We start from the raw sequence: 17598 nt of genomic DNA, 5'->3' as shown, positions 1-17598 counted from the left end.
AAGCGGGCCGTGTAGAAAAACAAAAAATCCCGCAACCAAAGGTTGCAGGATTTTTGCTAGTAGCGGGGGCTGGATTTGAACCAACGACCTCCGGGTTATGAGCCCGGCGAGCTACCGAACTGCTCCACCCCGCGTCGACTTGTCTATGTTAAGCAGGATAGGTGGTTAAAGGCAAAAAAATTCACTGTCGAAGAGGTCACGTTGGGAACTTTAGAAACTAAAATAGCATTTCAAAAGGAACTTGAGGGGGAAGTAAGGAGTGTTTTTAGAAAAGTAAAGACGCCGGAGCGGACGCTAAACAGTCAAGTAAAAACTGCCAGAGCGCCAGGAAGTGACCAGTTTATAGCGCCCGCAAGACGGTAACGACTTTTCCTAAGATCGTGGCATTATCACCGGGAATCGGTTCAAATGCCGGGTTGTGGGGCAGTAGCCAGATGTGACCTTCCCGCCGCGCGAGGGTTTTAACGGTAGCTTCCCCCTCGATCATGGCAGCCACAATCTCGCCCAATTCGGCAACATTTTGACGCCGAACTACCACCCAGTCACCATCACAGATCGCCGCTTCGATCATCGAATCGCCATGTACCTTGAGCATGAAGAGTTCGCCATCCCCGGTAAAGCGGGTAGGGATAGTGAAAACGTCCTCTATATCTTGTTGGGCATCGATGGGGGTACCGGCAGCAATCTGTCCTACCAAGGGAATCGCGTGATGGTTTAAGGGGGTCACTTCCCCAAGCTGGGAAATTGCGGTTTCGACAGCCGGCTCGTCGGTCGAAAGTGGCGTAAATTGCGGGTTTACCTCAAGCGCACGGCTACGTCCCGCAGCGCGTACCAAGAACCCTTGACTGACCAGATTGTCTAGGTGATGTTTGACGGTAGATGAAGAAGACAGTCCCACGGCTGCAGCAATTTCCCTAACCGAGGGCGGGTACCCCTGGGTGCGAATACCAGCGCAAACTGCCTCGAAAATAGAGCGCGCGCGCGGACGTAGTGTTTCAATATCCAAGGAGTCGTTTTGGTCTTTATTCATGGTTCCCTCCCACTGCCACTTCGATCATAAGAAATTGTGACTCATTATGCAAACATTTGTTCGATAAATTTGTGTATTTCACTTGCTTTTGCGGTGCCTACTCGTTACTATATCAAACAGATGTTCGAAGAACATTTGTTCGAGAAAGGTGCAGTCATGTCCACACAGCTTTCTTTCAATCTGGAAGAACTAGCCCAAAAACGGGTAGTAGGTTTGGGGAGTTACCAGCTGACGAAGCTTTCTACGCCAAATCCTAAGCGTCCTCACCTACAGTTGGTCGATGCCACCTATATAGAACGTGCGCGGGCAAAGTCCCGTCATCCTGCGGGCTCAAAAATGCCATGCCCGCCCGCCGTCGGTAGGGAGAACCGCTCGGAAGGGCCGGCAGCAGCTTTTGACTCGCTTCCCCAATGGGCGCGCCGAGCGCCTCGCATCGCGCGGGTAAAACCAGCACCGCTGGTAGCGGTTCCTCCCGCTGCCAAGGCTGGAAACCTAGACAGTGCGCGGCGCCCGGCTCCCCAAAAACCATCGCCTAATAAGCTTATGATTCCCCGGGTTAGCCATAAATTATTCCAAGTATCCCTAGGTCTGCTGCTGGTGGCGGCAGCGTTAATCTCCGGGGTAGGTCTTGGCGGTTATTGGGATGCGGCCACTGATGGCGCCAGGCAAACCAGCCAGATTTCTAGTGAGCTAACGGCAGAAACTAGCCAAGCTTCCTCGGCGGATCTGCTGTTAGGGCGGTAATCCTAACGGCAGCGAGCGCAATGCAAGGACGGGTCTGCCTTTCCAAAGAAGTGGCTAAATCGGTCGCTACCGCTTTTCGTTGTGTGGAAAAATCCTAGCTATGACTGGGGATTCTGGCTATGGATCCCATTCTTTCTTCCGGTTTGATTCTCTTTGAGGGCGTTGATGCAAGAGTGTCAAATGTTGCGATAAGCTAGACCTTCAGGATGCTTATTGATGGGGGAAAAGTTGCACTGTCCGTTTTGCCATAATGATGATTCGCGGGTAATCGATTCTCGGACTGCCGAAGAAGGAAATGCTATCCGTCGGCGACGCGAATGCACCAAATGCAATAAGCGTTTTACCACTATTGAAACTGCAGCTTTATCCGTGAAAAAACGCTCCGGTATTTTGGAGCCGTTTTCACGGGAAAAAGTGATTAGTGGGGTTCGAAAAGCCTGCCAGGGGCGTCCCGTCAGTAGTGATGACCTTGCACAATTGGCACAACAGGTAGAAGAAAATCTACGGGCGAGCGGAAAATCGCAAATTGACTCCCAACGCATTGGGCGGGCTATCCTGGAGCCGCTCCGAGAACTAGATGTGGTCGCTTACCTGCGATTTGCGTCCGTGTATTCCAGTTTTGACGATCTAGAAGACTTCCAAACTGCCATCGACGAGATTAGATCGCAACAAAAAGCTAACGCAGCTGCAATACTCGCAGACTAATAGTTTCGGGCATTGAACGGATTTCGGCAACTGCCGATACTGGAAGCTCCGAAGCAATATCAGTTAGGGCATACCCTACCTGGCCTTCGGTACCTAAAATCTGACCGTTAATGTTCACATTTTGGTTGGCGAAAACCTGGTTGATGCGCCCCAGCACCCCTGGAGTATTGGTGTGCATGAATGCTAGTCGGTACCAAGAATCCGGATGAGAATTGAGTTTCAAGTTTGGCATATTAACGCTCATCTCGGTACTACCTCGGTGCCAGTAGTCCGCAATTTTATGCGCTACAAACTGACCGATATCAAATTGTGCCTCCAAAGTTGAGCCGCCGATGTGCGGAGTCAAAATCGTGTTCGGCAGTCCTAGTAGCGGGGAATGGAACTCGTTCCCGTTCTTTTGCGGTTCCTCGGGATACACATCTACCGCAGCGCCAGAGATTTTTCCGGAACGAATGTTTTCAGCTAAAGCATCGACATCTACTACTATGCCGCGCGAGAGGTTAATGAAAATCGCGCCCTCTTTCATCTGTTCGAACTCGCGTTTGCCGATCAAGCCCTCATTCGATTTGCGCCCGTCCACGTGCAGGGAAATAAAGTCGGCAGTTTTTAGCACTTCATCCATGGAGGGCAAAGCGCGGGCATTACCCATTGCGAGGCGCTGGGCGGAGTCATAGAAGACGACATTCATTCCCAAGGCTTCAGCTAAGACCGAAAGCTGGGTACCAATATTTCCATAGCCAATAATCCCCAGAGTTTTTCCGCGAACCTCGTGAGACCCTGAAGCACTTTTATTCCAAATTCCGCGTTGTAAATCCTGGTTGCGGGTTTCCACGTGACGCGCCAGGTTGATAATGTGCCCGACGGCCAGCTCTACTACTGAGCGAGTGTTGGAGTAGGGGGCATTAAAGACCGTTACTCCCGCTTGGGTGGCGGCTGACAAATCTACCTGGTTAGTGCCAATACAAAAACAACCGACCACTTTTAGGCGAGGGCAAGCAGAAATCACTCGGGAAGTTACCTGGGTTTTTGAACGAATCCCCACGATATCGGCATCCTGGAGGCGTTCGATCAGCGCGTCGTCTTCCAGGGCGCCTTTTACTCGCTCTACTTCAATGTCGTAACCGGTAAAAACTTCATCCGCTACCTGGTGCGGATCCTCAAGTAAAACTGCCTTCGTCATGCCTCCATCTTTTCAGCGCTAACCACGCTTGGCAAAACCGTCCGTTCTCCGGTATTTACACCCGGTATTCCCCGTTACTTCCACCCTGCTGGCAGCTGCTGGGTGTAGAGAGTAACTAGCCGACGGGTGGGGCGAGTCATGGCCACAAAGAGATTACCAACGCTTTGGGCAGCTATATTAACCGGTTCTAGCAAAATTACGCTATCGAACTCTAAGCCCTTCGAAGTGACCGCATCTATTACACACACCCGATCACTAATCGGATCGCTCCCCACCGGGACGGAGAGCTTGCTGGCAAGCTGCAAATCCGTAGAATAATCACGCTGCGCGCAAATCAGGGCAATGCGTCCTCGTCCCGCTCCTAAAACACTTTCTAAATAGCTGATCTCGTCGGAAACTGTTTCCTGCAAAGCAGCGATGTCAAGGGCGGCTACCTGGCGGGTTATCAGCGAGTTCGGATCTTGTCTAACCGCTTGAACCGGATAAGGGGAGGGGCGCCCAGCGGCAGTGGTAACCGCCTCCGCTAAATCCATGATTTCTTTCGGGGTGCGATAACAAACCGTTAAATAGGCTTCTTCCTCCAAAGCATCTCCGGCAGGCCCTAGCAGCTGGCGCCAAGAAGATCCCCCGGTGGAAATCCGCTGGGCTAAGTCACCCACTACGGTAAAAGAACGCGAAGGGCAGCGCCGCAACAGGCAGCGCCAATCCATCGGGGACAGTTCTTGAGCTTCATCTACCACTACGTGTCCATAGGTCCAGGTGCGATCCTTATGGGCTTTCTCTGCTAGGGAGGACTGTTCAATGTTTCCAGCGGCGCTTGTGGCCAGCATGTTAGCGGAGACAATTCCGTCTCCCAGTCCTTGTCCCTCGATCGCGGCTTGAGCCCGTGATAGCTCTCGCTCGCGGGCAGCAGATCGGGAGCGACGAGAAGTAGGAGAGGTAGTATTTGGTGCCTCTCCCAGCAGTTCCGCGAGCTCATCGAGTAACGGCACGTCAGCAGGGGAAAATGGCTCCTGCTTGGGGCGATAAAGTATCTCTTGCTCTTCGGCGCTGAATTCACTGGCAAAACGGGCAAGAAATGTTGGGTAAGCGTAAAGACGCCGTAATAGATCCTGCGCCGAGTAAGGCATCCAGCAAAGGTTGATTGCGCGGCGCACATTAAGGTTGGAACGCAGATCTTCGCGCACTAGGGCGCGTTCAGAAAGTGCGTCGCGACTAGTTTCTATTTCCCCTAAGCCGGCCTGCCGAGCGGCGGCAGTTAATTCTGCTTGTTCTCGGCGGGTTTCGCTATCCAAATATTGGTCAGTTAAAGAATCTAAAACGTGGGCAACGAAGAGTTCCCGTGCCTGGTTATGCGGCTTGCCGCTAAGACGGGCGCGGCGAATCGCCTCTTTTACTATTCGCGGTCGCAGGAGCAGTTTAGTAGCTCCTACCGTTAGCGACTGATCAGAATCGGGAACCCGTTGCAGGGAGCGTACTGCCTGTTCGATTAGCTTTACCCAACGTAAATCTCCCTTCAAAGCCGAGACTTTCGGGTGTTCTTTACCCGGGGCTCTAGTTCCGGGTAACAGGTTTCCCATGGTGGTGGAGACCACCCCGGTTTCTCCTAGCGCGGGTAGCACTTGCTCGATATAACGTAAAAAAGCGGGCGAGGGGCCTATTATCAGCACCCCGGATTTTTCTAAGCGTTCCGCCTGTTCGTATAGTAAATAGGCCGCGCGATGCAGTGCCACAGCGGTTTTACCAGTGCCCGGTCCGCCCTGGATTACCAGGATCTGAGAAGTGTTCGCACGGATTATTCGATCCTGCTCACCTTGGATGGTGGCCACAATATCGCCCATATGGCCAGAGCGTTCTGCTCGGAGCGCTGCCAATAGTGCGCCCTCGCCCTGGAGCTGGATCCCTTCTTTACTGCTGTGAGATAAATTGAAGGCTTCGTCCTCTAGCGAAATTACCTCCCGGCGATGCAGACCTATATGGCGCCGCCTAGCCATTCCCAGAGGGTGGCGGGCAGTGGCTTGGTAAAAGGCAGTAGCGGCGTTAGCCCTCCAATCCATTAACACCTGAGCGTGATCGCTATCTTGCAGTCCTACTCGCCCGATATAGAAATCTTTCCCAGTCAGGGGAGTCAGTTTTCCAAATACTAAGCGTTCTTCTACCCGTTCCAAGCGGGCGGCTTGGTCTCCCAAATGAGCTGCCATTACGTCGCGTTCCGAGCGGTTTTGGGGAGAACCGGTGGCGCCAAGGGCTTGAACCTGGCGCTGGCGCTGGCGGTAACGAGTGCGGGCATCATCTAAAACCTGGTAAATGCGGTCTACGGCCTGCTGCTCCGCCGCTAGCTGCTCGGGATCATTCAAGAAGAGCCCCTTCCTTTAAGAAAAAGTAGGCGTCTATTCTACCCGCTATCGCTGAAAAGCGCATAGCTCGGGCGAGGGGCGATGCATGCGTGGCATTTGCCGGGTAGGCTGGACTAAAGAATGGAGGGTAGATGACAGATAGCAGCCGTTTTATAATCCCCGGTCCTGCCTACGAGGATACCCAGGCAGAGGTGCTGCTCTACGCCTTTTCGGGGGCAATCGATTCCGGTGATATTGGCGGAATGATTATTGAGCAGCTATTGCATGCCCTTCCGCATGAAGAAGTTGCGCGTTTTTCCCTAGAGACGGTACTGGATTACCGGGCGCGGCGTCCTCGAATAACCATTGAAAACTGGATGATGACCGATATGCGTTACCCCAGTTGCACCCTGGAGCGGATTACTGATTATTCCGGACGTCAGATTTTGTTACTGCGCGGACTAGAACCCGACATTAACTGGGAAGATTTTTCCCTGGCTATTTTCGAGGTTTGTCAAAATATGGGGGTAAAACAGGCAGTTGATCTGATGGGGATAGCTGCCAATATTCCCCACACCCGGATCCCCTTCATTAACCAGACTTCTCCCAATCCGGATATTTTGCCTCCGCAAACTGAGATGCCAGGTACTTTCATTATCACTGCCTCTTTTGGGCAGTACCTGCAGATGCTATTCCAGATGATTTCCGTGCAAGCACGAGGAATCGTAGTGGGGGTTCCTTATTACTTGGCAGACGGGCAATATCCGCCGGGGGCAGTTAGCGCGATCCAATATCTTTCTGAGACTCTCAATCTGGATTTACCGATGGGAGATTTGGAAGCAGCCAGTACCCAAATGATCAAAGAGATCAGTGCGCAGCTCGAAGAAAACCCCGAAGCTAAAGAACTGATTGAAAAAATGGAGCAGCACTACGACGAGGCGCTAACCCAACCCTGGGGAGAGCTGCATCCGAAGTCTTTAGCCGAATCAGTGGATTCCCGGTCGGGAGAGGCGATTGCAGAGCGCATTGAAAAGTTCTTGGCGCAAGTAAATCCTCAGGACGCCCCCGAAGAAGCCGCGGAGGGACTCTTGGCGGGAAGGGATGATTTGCTGGCGCACCTGGCACGAAAAGTTGCCTCCCGCCAGCTGGGAAATACTAATATGCAGCCCCCGGAACAGGTATTTAAGGCCGTTGGAGGCCGATCCGGACAGTCCTTTTCGCCCACGAAGGAATCTCAGCCTGGGAATGCAGGAGAAGTTAAATCCCCCACGGCGGGCGTTAAAGGCAAGACGGTTGCACCAGGTAGTGCCCCGCAGGGTAGGTATTTTCCGCCGCGCCGCTCCCATTTGCAGCGTAAACAAGCTGAAAACAAGTCCGGTGGCTCCGGTCCAGCTACCCCAGCTCCGCCACCTCCTCCCCGTAGTCAGGAAGAATCTCTAACAGACCAGCATCGCAGCTTAGAAGATAACGGGGATAGCGGGAAGAACTGACCGGTGAGTAAAGCTCCACAGTCTGCCGCCGCCAAAAAAGATTGGGGCAGCGATGATAGCGGAACCAATATTCTGCATGTCGACATGGATGCTTTTTTCGTGGAAGCCGAGATTCTGCGCGACCCTACCTTACGGGGCAAACCGGTAATCGTAGGAGGCAAAAGCAATCGCGGAGTGGTTTCTTCGGCTTCCTATGAAGCCAGGGCACACGGTGTACACGCGGCGATGCCAGTTTCTCAGGCCAAGCGAATGTGTCCCCAAGCGATAGTGGTCGCCTCCGGGCATGGCTACTACTCGCAGCTGTCTAAGAAAGTCATGAGAATTCTAGGGGAAATCACCCCGGTGATGGAACAAATATCGATTGACGAGGCTTTCTTAGAGGTCTCCGGAGCGCGCCGGAGACTGGGAACCCCTTTAGAGATAGCTCATCTGCTACGTAAACGGATCCGAGAAGAACTTTCTTTACCGGCCTCGATAGGAATCGGGGCCAATAAATTAGTCGCTAAAATCGCCTCTGCCCATGCCAAACCAGACGGGGTGCTACTGATACCCGCGGACAAAACCAGGGATTTTTTGCAGATTTTGCCAGTGGGTGCCATCCCGGGGATCGGAGCCGCAGCAGGCGCCAAACTTGAGCGCAAGGGAATTGAAACCGTCGGGCAAATGACCACTTTAAGCATTTCCCAATTGAATTCCCTATTTGGGAAAGCCTTGGGAGTGCGCCTTTATCAATTATGTCGGGGGCAAGATTCGCGCCGAGTAGGCGCCGGGAGCAAAGAAAAATCCATCGGAACCGAGATTACTTTCACGCTCGATGTCCATTCGCGAGAAACTATTGCGGCAACTTTACTGGATCAAGCGCACCAATGCGCGGCACGGCTACGCGCCAATGATCTTTTAGCTGGCAATGTCACTATTAAAATACGAGCCGCCGATTTTCGTACCTGGACTCGTTCCCACACTCTGAGCCAGCCCACCGACGTTGCGCGCGAGATTGCGCGTCAAGCTTTGGAGTTGTTTGCGAAAGAGCATATGCCAAAGGGAGGAATCCGTCTGGTAGGAGTCACTACCAAAGAATTAATCTCTGCCACTTCGGGGGTGCAGCTAGCGTGGGGGAGTGACAGTCGCGGACGCGCCACGGAAATAGCGATGGATAGGATTCACCAGAAATTTGGTGCTACTTCCCTGCGTCCGGCTACGCTAGTTACGCCCGGGAAGAACTCTGGGGCGCCAAGTTATGAAACTGAATCTGACTGAACTAGGTTTTTGTTTTATGCTGGAAGAAGCATTTACGCGGAAAGGAGAGAACTACCGTGGGACTATCTGAACAAGAAAAACAGATTCTCGCAGATATGGAACGCCAATTCTCTGATGTCCGCGTGGCTGAAGCTCCGGTTGCTAAAAGCGCTGGGTCAGAAAAGTCGCAAAAATTGAACTTTTCGCCCAAGCTGGTCGCCACGATGACGCTACTAGTCCTGATGGGGATTGCGTTGCTGGTCGTGGGGATTTCAGTATGGACAATCTCTAAGTTTTTAGCGATAGTCGTAGCGGTCGCCGGGTTCATAGTGGTGCTTTTTGCTGTGACCTTACCGATGAATTCGCGGTTTTCAAGCTTCGGAGTAAATCCCAATAAAACTGCAACTAATAACCGGTCTGCGGCAAATATCCCGGGCTCGAAGCGCTCTTTTAAGCAGCGTCAGGAAGACAAATGGGATCGCCGCAATGGTGAGCGTTAGTTAGCTAAGCTTTCACTCTTATTTAAATCTTGCAATTATTTTGTTTAAAAACTTCTGGGATGCTTATTGATATTTCCGCGCTCCTTTGGGCAATGGACGGTTGCCGCCCTTGCCGGGACCGATAGGTTTTTCTCTTTTCTGATATTTAAGTATCAGCTCTCGTAGTTCCGGTTACAAAAACCAGAATTAGATTTTTTTACTCCACTTTGATTTGGGACTAATCCGCGCAGGTAAAACTGGAAATTGTTGCCATTATGTTTCTAGAAACACCACTATTGCGCGCCAAAGTGGAGAAAAATGGGGTAAAGTGGAGTTATCTGGTTGGAAAGGAGGTAGCGCCCATGTTTTTAGGTTCCTATGAACCCAAAATGGACGATAAAGGACGCTTGATTCTTCCAGCCAAATTCCGGGATCAATTAGAGGGTGGATTAGTAATCACTCGAGGTCAAGATCGTTGTCTCTATGTTTTCCCAGCAACCGAGTTTGAGCGGATGTATCAGGAACTACGCCGGGCTCCACTTTCCTCCCGCCAAGGTCGCGACTACGTGCGGGTAATGCTCTCCGGTGCCTCCGACGAGATCCCCGATAAACAAGGTCGGATCGTGATTCCACCCCAGCTACGCACTTACGCAGATCTAGGCAAGCAACTAGCGGTTATTGGCGCCGGATCCCGAGTCGAGATCTGGAACGGCCAGGCTTGGAACCAGTATTTAGCTGAGCAGGAAGAAGCTTTTGCCCAAACCGGAGAGGAAGTGATTCCCGGAATGTTCTAGCTTGGAGAACCTGGCCTCTTCCCGAATGCTCTGATGCCTCTTCCCCGGTAGCAGATCGTCGGGGAGAGCCCTGGTTTTCCAGATTTTTCCCAAACTGTCCCACCTTCCAAAGGAAACCATGTTCCCAAACACTAATTTCACTCATCAGCCGGTGCTAGCTGCACGCTGCATCGAGCTTTTGGGGCAGGGAATTGAGCAAGCGGGACAGCAGGGGCGTGCCCTGGTGATTGACGGCACGTTAGGACTAGGAGGGCATAGCGAACTTATTCTGCAGACCTATCCCCAGGTGCATCTAATCGGAATCGACCGGGATAAACAGGCACTAGCCAGCGCCAGCAGACGCTTACGGGAGTACTCCTCCAGATTTACGGCGGTACATGCTACCTACGATGCTATCGGGCAAGTGGCAGCTGCCTACGAGGACGATGCCTATCCTTTAGGTGGGATTCTGATGGATTTGGGTGTCTCTTCGCTGCAGCTCGATGATGTGGCGCGCGGTTTTAGCTATGCTCGCGATGCTGATCTAGATATGCGCATGGATCAAAGCGGTGGTAAAACTGCGGCCGATTTGTTGGCAGAGCTTTCCGACGTGGAGCTTACAAAAATTTTGCGCGAGGCCGGAGAAGAAAAGTTTGCTGCCCGGATTGCTCGGGAAATAGTAAGGGCACGAGAAGAAACTCCACTTACTTCCTCGGCACAGTTAGTGGAAATCGTGCGAGAGGCCATCCCCGCTCCGGCGCGTCGCACCGGGGGGAATCCGGCCAAGAGAACCTTCCAGGCACTACGGATAGCAGTAAATAAAGAGTTAAGTATCCTTAAGCGGGCGATCCCCGTTGCCCTGGACAGCCTGGCACCCGGTGGGGTGATGGTAGTGGAAGCTTACCAATCCCTAGAAGACCGGATAGTTAAACAGGCATTTCAGCAGGTAGTTGCGCCCTCGACTCTAAACGGAGTTCCATTAGCGGAAGAAAAAACTTTCCAATTGTTGATCAATGGAGCCGAAAAAGCCGGAAAAACCGAAATATCCAATAATCCTCGTGCCGCATCGGTGCGGTTGCGGGCGATTACCAAGTTAAGCGAGCCCGCAGAAAGGACCCGGGAATACCATGCCTAACTCCGCCGCCCTCAGACAAACATCGCCCACTCGTCGTCGGCCAGTTCGCGCCGGGAATGCGGCTCGCTTACGAGTTGTTGGCGAGGAGCAGACGCTTAAAAAACGCTCCCCCCTGATGGCGAAAATTGTGGCTGCTGCTTTACTTTTAGTTGCCCTGATCGTTTCCCCAATGCTGATTAATACTCAACTAGCGATGATTTCCTACCAGATTCATGAAGACCAGGTGCAATTAGCGCAAATAAAAGAAGATAACCAACGGGTACAGTCCCAGGTGAACTTAAAGTCTAGCCCCGAGAAGGTACGGAAAGCTGCCCTGGATGCCGGGTATGTCCCAGCGGGAGAGACTGGATACGTTACCCTAAAAACAAGCAAGATTGAAGGAGGAACTCCTCCAGTTCCGGTAGCTAAGGAATAATAGAGGTCAATGGTAGGGAAGAAGCGAAGGTATTCGCCGGCGAAGAGCGCTTCTTCGCTAAAACAGAAAACTCTTGCTGACCAGGGACAACCTCGAAAACAAGCTGGAAGCGACTTCATTTCTACGGGGATCGTAAACAGCCGGGGAGCGAGTAAGGCAGCTGGTAAGCGTGGGAGGCTGCTACTAGTGATAGTGGCCTTTCTACTGGTGCTGTGTAGCGCCAGGTTATTCGATTTGCAGGTAGTACAAGCCCCCGCTCTTGCTGACGAGGCCAGACAAGCGCGGACTGTTTCCGCTGAGATTGTCTCTAAGCGGGGAGATATTGTCGATAGAAAAGGAACGGTGCTGGCCACCTCGATCGAGGTCTATAACGTATCAGTTAACCAAATGCTGGTAAAAAATTATGTGCATCACGAAATTTTTTCCCCGGACGGAAAGATCGTTACCGATAAAACTAAACTCCGCGACCCCCGTAATCGCAAGAAAGTGGTAGGAACCGGAGCCGCCGAAGCGGCCCGACAGCTGGCACCAATTCTGGATATGAACCCGGCAGTGCTCGGGGGGAAAATGGTGGGAAACAGAGGTTTCGTCTACCTCGCTAAAAATGTTAGCGCTCAGAATTGGCGGAAGATCCGAAAACTTAAAATCGATGGTATCGATGGTGAACTACGCTACCAGCGGCAATACCCTAATGGTGCCACTGCCTCCTCGATTCTAGGTTTCACTGATTTTGAACAAGTTGGGCAGGCCGGTATTGAGGCCACGCAAAATAAGCAGCTGGCAGGAGTTCCGGGCAAGCGGGTGGCAGAGATATCTCCTTCCGGGCAAGTAATCCCGGGAGGAGCCGATGTTCTAAAGGCAGCCACACCAGGCAAAACTGTCCGGTTAACGATTGATGCGGATCTACAGAACACCGCGGAAAGCTTGGTAAATAAACAGGTCGCGGATTTTGGGGCTGCCTGGGGAACCGCGATCGTGCAGCGGGTAGGTACCGGGCAGATCTTGGCGTTGGCAGATTCTGGAAACGAGCCTCCAGAGCAAGTCCGCAAGCGAACCTCGGGAACCACGGGATCGCGGGCGGTGCAATACACTTACGAACCGGGCTCTAGCGGCAAACTGGTAACTTTTGCAACTGCCTTGGAACAAAAGAAAATCACCCCATTAACCCCGGTGAACTCGCCAGATAAGATTACTATCACCGGTCAGTCGTTTAGAGATTCCCATTCCCACTCCACCAAGAGATTAACTGCCTCCGGGGTATTGGCCGAATCTTCTAACACCGGAACAGTTCAAATTGGACAAATGGTTACTGATCAGCAGCGATATCAAATGATGAAATCTTTGGGATTGGGGCAAAAAACGGGCATTGAAATGCCGGGTGAGTCAGCAGGAATAATTGGTAGCCCGAAGAGTTGGGATGCCCGTCAGCGGATGACCACTATGTTTGGTCAGGGGATGGCTTGTACGCCGCTACAAATATCGGCGCTGATTTCTACTATCGCTAACCATGGGGTGTATGTTGCCCCGCGGATGATTTCCGAATATGAAGATTCCCAGGGGATTCCCGAAAAGGCAAAAGTTCCGGCAGCTGCGCAGAAGTTAGATCAGAACGCAGCTGCCACTTTGGTGCGGATGATGGAGTCGGTAACCAGTGATGAAGGAACTGCAAAGAAAGCGCAGATTCCTGGTTATCGAAGCGCTGGTAAAACTGGTACCAGTGAAATTATTTCTGGCGGGGGAGGCTCTCGGGGGGTAGTTGCCTCTTTTATTGGTTTAGCTCCCGCGGAGAATCCGGAGATCGCAGTGTCAGTAATTATCTACCAGCCAAAATCGGGAATTTATGGCGGGGTAGTAGCCGGGCCGGTGTTTTCACAGGTAGCGGCGCAGGCGTTAACCTTGCTGGATGTTCCGCCTTCCAGCACCAAGCCGCAGCTTTATCCGATTGAAGCTCACTAGATATCCTTAGAAAGAGAACTTTTTAATAGGAGCGGACAAATGTGGACACTGGGTTGGATTGCTGAAGCTCTCAACCGGACGTGCAAAAATTCAGACACTATTATCGCGGGGAGGGGAGTTACTGATTCTCGTGAGGTTGCGCCGGGAGATTTATATGTAGCCCGCGTCGGGGAAAACTCTGATGGACATGACTACCTGGACAACGCCTGGCGGGCAGGGGCAGCTGCTGCCCTGGTAGAACGGAAAGAACCGGCTGAACAGATAGGTATTCCCTATGTGCAAGTTCCGGAAGCCACCCGCGCTCTCGGATGGTTAGCTCACTGCCATTTAGCGGCTTTACGGCGCAAAGGCCAGGGAAAAAGACCAGTTTGTATCGGGATTACCGGGTCAGCCGGTAAAACTACCACCAAAGATTTATTAGCCAGCCTGCTGCAGCTTAAGGGTCAGGTAATAGCCCCCGAGAAGTCCTACAACAATGAGGTCGGGGTGCCGTTAACCATTTTGCGCGCTGATGAAACTACAGATTTTTTGGTTCTGGAAATGGGAGCTTCCGGACCGGGACATCTGGCGCTGCTAACCGAAATTGCCCCCTTGGATATGGCGATTGAGCTCATGGTAGGACATGCGCATTTGGGCGGATTCGGCAGTGTTGAGGGACTTGCTCAAGCCAAAGCCGAGCTTCTTTGGGGCTTAAGAAACTATGAAGGCAAACGCTATTGGCCTTTAAGCACGCCCGCACAGCAAGCTCGCCTAGTTTTTGAGCAAGATGGTTATCGCGAGGAGTCGCCTGTCGGGAATACTCCGCCCTCGCTAGCTATCTTGAACTGCGGGGATGACCGGGTACGTCAAATGGCTTCCGGAGCGCAGATTCGCTACTTCGGAGAACTTAAACCGGAGCGAACCGGGCAAGAAGCTGAGGCCAAGGGAGTTTATGCTTCCCAAGTCACAGTAGGTGCCGATGGTCGGCCCGCATTCTGGATGACCCGTGGGTCAGAAACTCTCAAAGTGAAGTTAGGGCTCGTAGGGCGCCATAATGTGGCTAACTCCTTGGCGGCAGTTACCGCTGCCACCGAGTTGGGAGTAAGCCTTGTCCAAGCTGCGCGCGTCCTCGAAAATGCCCGTCCCTTGTCGCAGCACCGTCTTGACGTGCGGGAAATCGAATCTGATATTACGGTGATCGATGATTCCTATAACGCAAATTTAGATTCGATGCGCTCGGGGATCACTACCTTAAAGACGCTGGCGCAAGCAAAGGGGAGAGGGCGAGCGGTGGCCATCTTAGGGGAAATGCTAGAGCTGGGGGCAGATTCGGAGAATCACCACCGCCTGGTGGGTAAGGCCTGTCTCGAAGCGGGAATAAAGGTAGTTGTAACGGTGGGTCAACAAGCCACCCCGATTTACCAGACTGTTTTAGGCCACGCCGAAGCTCAACACTGCGAAAACGCCGAGGAGGCACTTAGAGTGGTTAGGCAGGTTCTAGTTCCCGGCGATACGGTATTAGTTAAGGGCTCAAACGGATCTGGGGTCTGGAAAATTGCAGAAGCCTTAACAGGAGGTAGCGACAGCTAATGGTGCCTTTAGGAATAGCGCTATTAACCTCCCTAGTAATATCACTGGCAGGGACGCCGGTACTGATTCGGGTATTGCGCAAGCACCAGTATGGCCAGTTCATTCGAAAAGATGGTCCCACGGCGCATTACACTAAGCGCGGTACTCCCACTATGGGGGGACTGGTCATCATTTTGGCGACTGTTTGCGGTTGGATAGCAGCACACATTGCTTCCTGGACATTTCCCTCTCCCTCGGGCTGGCTGTTGATGCTACTGATAGTGGGGCTGGGACTGATCGGGTTCTTAGATGACTACATTAAAATCTCACGTCAACGCTCCTTAGGGCTAACTCCCTGGGCAAAGATTGTGGGACAACTGGCAGTGGGAACCACTTTCGGAGTCTTAGCACTGCTGTTTCCCCGCCGAGATGAAACCGGGATTGCTATCACCCCGGCCTCCACAAAGATTTCAGTGGTACGCGACGTTAGTGGATTAGATTTAGCGTTCGCCGGAACCGTAGTGGCGTTTATTCTATTTGCGCTGTGGTCTAACTTTTTGATTGCGGCCTGGTCAAACGGGGTAAATCTAACCGACGGCTTAGATGGTTTAGCCGCAGGGGCTTGCCTATTTGCTTTCGGTGCCTACACCGGGGTGGCTACTTGGCAGTATTATCAACGCTGCCCGCTGGTGGATGTGGCTCCCAAAGTTGCTTCTGCCTGTTATGAGGTGCGGGATCCAGCAGATTTGGCGATCATATCGCTGGCGATTGTAGGTGCCTGCTTTGGCTTCCTTTGGTGGAACACTTCGCCTGCTCAGATTTTCATGGGGGATACCGGATCATTAGCTTTGGGGGGAGCTTTCGCTGGGCTATCAATTCTGACCCGTACAGAGTTCCTAGCGATAATAATCGGCGGATTATTTGTTTTGATCGTGATGTCAGATGTGATCCAGGTAGGGGTATTTAAACTTACTCGAAAACGGGTCTTTAAAATGGCGCCCTTGCATCACCACTTCGAGTTAAAAGGGTGGAAAGAAGTAACGATTGTGGTTAGGTTCTGGATTATTGCCGGTCTGTTCGCGATCATAGGCGTTGCCTTGTTCTACGCAGAATGGGTGGTTGCAATCAAGTGACAAACCAAAACTGGGCAGGCCGTTCTATCTGCATTATCGGTTTGGGATCATCGGGCAGAGCCTGTTGTGAAGTGCTATCTACCCTGGGAGCTAAAGTATCCGGGATTGACGGCAAAGAGGAAGCAGTTGCCGCCTGCTGTCAGGACTACCCACATGCGCAGTTCTATCAGGGACAGGGGAACAGCTGGGAAGATATCCTCGACAAGATCGATCCCTCCCTGCTAGTGGTTAGTCCCGGGGTGCCTCCGCGTCATAGCGCGTTCACTTGGGCGCAAAAACACCAGGTAGAACTGTGGGGAGAGGTCGAACTAGCTTGGCAGATACAAAAAACCGCTACTTCCCGCCCGGATACCCCGTGGCTTGCAATTACCGGTACCAACGGGAAAACCACCACGGTTTCGATGACCCAGTCGATTTTGCAGGCTGCCGGTTATCAGGCACTAGCGGTCGGAAATGTAGGTTCCCCGGTGGTGTTGGCCGCTGCCCAGGCTAAAGCACAAGTGCTAGCGGTAGAGCTCTCCAGTTTCCAGCTTTACACCACTAAAACAGTATCGCCACTGGCTGCAGTTTGTTTAAATATTGATGCAGATCATTTGGATTGGCATGGGAGCGAAGCCGCATATGTTGCGGCGAAAGCTCGAGTCTATGAACGAGCTCAAAAAGCCGTCCTCTACAATCAGCAAGATTCCCGCACCTTAGATTTAGCGTTAGCTGCCGAGGTCACCGCGGGCTGTCGGGCGATCGGTTTTACTACTGGTACTCCCGATATTTATCAGTTGGGCATAGTAGAAAATATGCTTATCGATCGCGCCTACAGCGCAAATCCCTATAAAGAGGCAGTGGCACTTGTGGGGATGGGCGATTTTCACTATTACCACGCCGAGCCGGGGATTACGGTGCTGCAAGATGCATTAGCTGCAGCTGGTCTCACCAGAGCCTTAGGGGTTGATCCTGAGGCCGTGCGTGACGGAATCCGCAGCTTCATCCCGCAGGCGCATCGACGAGCTATCGTAGGTCAGGCGGCGCAGGTCACTTGGATTGATGATTCCAAAGCCACCAACACCCATGCCGCGGCTGCTTCTTTGTCGGGAATGCCTCCGACCTCGGTGGTGTGGATAGCTGGCGGGGATGCCAAGGGACAATCTTTTGATCAGTTAGTTACCGACATCGCTGCTACTTTACGTGGGGTAGTGCTGATCGGGGAAGATCGCTCCGCTTTGCGTCAGGCATTGACGCAGCACGCTCCTAAGGTTCCAGTGGTCGAAGTTACCGCTCATGACGACATGATGTTCTCGGTGGTAAATGAGGCAGTCGCGCTTTCCCGGCCGGGAGACAAAGTGATTTTGGCGCCTGCCTGTGCCTCCTGGGATCAGTTCGCAAACTATTCGCAGCGTGGGGAGGCTTTCGCAAATGCCGTGTCCCGTTTGGAGGGATAGGG

General features: G+C 52.5%; 15 protein-coding genes and 1 tRNA gene. 12 read left to right on the top strand and 4 right to left on the bottom strand.

Going from position 1 to position 17598, the window contains the following annotated elements:
- Positions 1-60: 60 nt before the first annotated feature.
- Positions 61-134, bottom strand: a tRNA-Met gene (locus ACZ5BI_RS05510).
- A 206-nt stretch (positions 135-340) separates the two neighbouring features.
- Positions 341-1030, bottom strand: coding sequence for a transcriptional repressor LexA (lexA, locus tag ACZ5BI_RS05505; protein WP_316099413.1), 690 nt, complete (start codon positions 1028-1030; stop codon positions 341-343).
- A gap of 120 nt (positions 1031-1150) precedes the next feature.
- Between lexA and ACZ5BI_RS05500 the strand changes: the two genes are divergently transcribed.
- Positions 1151-1774, top strand: a complete 624-nt coding sequence (locus ACZ5BI_RS05500) for a hypothetical protein (protein ID WP_464895805.1) — start codon at positions 1151-1153, stop codon at positions 1772-1774.
- Positions 1775-1990: 216 nt separating this feature from the next.
- Complete coding sequence (gene nrdR, locus ACZ5BI_RS05495; RefSeq protein ID WP_278609384.1) at positions 1991-2479, top strand: transcriptional regulator NrdR; 489 nt, start codon at positions 1991-1993, stop codon at positions 2477-2479.
- Here nrdR and serA read toward each other — a convergent pair.
- A complete protein-coding gene (gene serA / locus ACZ5BI_RS05490) occupies positions 2451-3659 on the bottom strand; it encodes a phosphoglycerate dehydrogenase (protein WP_238127438.1) in 1209 nt (402 codons plus the stop codon). The genes nrdR and serA overlap by 29 nt on opposite strands.
- 74 nt (positions 3660-3733) lie before the next feature.
- On the bottom strand, positions 3734-6016 hold the full coding sequence (locus ACZ5BI_RS05485) for a HelD family protein (protein WP_316086817.1): 2283 nt from the start codon (positions 6014-6016) through the stop codon (positions 3734-3736).
- A gap of 131 nt (positions 6017-6147) precedes the next feature.
- Here ACZ5BI_RS05485 and ACZ5BI_RS05480 point away from each other — a divergent pair, with 131 nt between their 5' ends.
- The 10 genes from ACZ5BI_RS05480 to murD all read left to right on the top strand — a co-directional run bounded on the left by ACZ5BI_RS05480 (position 6148) and on the right by murD (position 17596).
- Positions 6148-7485: a PAC2 family protein gene (locus ACZ5BI_RS05480; protein ID WP_464895804.1), complete on the top strand. Its 1338-nt coding sequence runs from the start codon at positions 6148-6150 to the stop codon at positions 7483-7485.
- 3 nt (positions 7486-7488) lie between these two features.
- Entirely contained in the window at positions 7489-8742 is a 1254-nt protein-coding gene (gene dinB / locus ACZ5BI_RS05475) for a DNA polymerase IV (protein WP_464895803.1), read from the top strand.
- A 56-nt stretch (positions 8743-8798) separates the two neighbouring features.
- Positions 8799-9221 (top strand): DUF3040 domain-containing protein, encoded by a 423-nt coding sequence (locus ACZ5BI_RS05470; RefSeq protein ID WP_316086749.1) that lies wholly within the window; start codon positions 8799-8801, stop codon positions 9219-9221.
- 341 nt (positions 9222-9562) lie between these two features.
- Positions 9563-9994, top strand: coding sequence for a division/cell wall cluster transcriptional repressor MraZ (gene mraZ / locus ACZ5BI_RS05465; protein WP_464896783.1), 432 nt, complete (start codon positions 9563-9565; stop codon positions 9992-9994).
- 118 nt (positions 9995-10112) lie between these two features.
- Entirely contained in the window at positions 10113-11108 is a 996-nt protein-coding gene (gene rsmH / locus ACZ5BI_RS05460; protein WP_316098389.1) for a 16S rRNA (cytosine(1402)-N(4))-methyltransferase RsmH, read from the top strand.
- The gene (locus ACZ5BI_RS05455) at positions 11101-11523 is read left to right on the top strand and encodes a hypothetical protein (RefSeq protein ID WP_316086746.1); all 423 of its coding nucleotides are present in this window, start codon (positions 11101-11103) and stop codon (positions 11521-11523) included. The genes rsmH and ACZ5BI_RS05455 overlap by 8 nt, the downstream gene beginning before the upstream one ends.
- Positions 11524-11532: 9 nt before the next feature.
- Positions 11533-13479 carry a peptidoglycan D,D-transpeptidase FtsI family protein gene (locus tag ACZ5BI_RS05450; protein ID WP_316098388.1) on the top strand — a complete coding sequence of 649 codons (1947 nt, stop codon included), beginning with the start codon at positions 11533-11535 and terminating at the stop codon, positions 13477-13479.
- Positions 13480-13518: 39 nt separating this feature from the next.
- The gene (locus ACZ5BI_RS05445; RefSeq protein WP_316098386.1) at positions 13519-15048 is read left to right on the top strand and encodes a UDP-N-acetylmuramoyl-tripeptide--D-alanyl-D-alanine ligase; all 1530 of its coding nucleotides are present in this window, start codon (positions 13519-13521) and stop codon (positions 15046-15048) included.
- Positions 15048-16160 (top strand): phospho-N-acetylmuramoyl-pentapeptide-transferase, encoded by a 1113-nt coding sequence (mraY, locus tag ACZ5BI_RS05440; RefSeq protein WP_316087068.1) that lies wholly within the window; start codon positions 15048-15050, stop codon positions 16158-16160. The genes ACZ5BI_RS05445 and mraY overlap by 1 nt, the downstream gene beginning before the upstream one ends.
- Positions 16157-17596, top strand: a complete 1440-nt coding sequence (gene murD, locus ACZ5BI_RS05435; RefSeq protein ID WP_316087067.1) for a UDP-N-acetylmuramoyl-L-alanine--D-glutamate ligase — start codon at positions 16157-16159, stop codon at positions 17594-17596. Before mraY ends, murD begins: the two co-directional genes overlap by 4 nt.
- Positions 17597-17598 lie beyond the last annotated feature (2 nt).

Source organism: Varibaculum sp. GTC20041, assembly GCF_055387755.1.
Note: the sequence above shows the minus strand (reverse complement) of the source record. Positions and strands in the feature narration are given on the sequence as shown.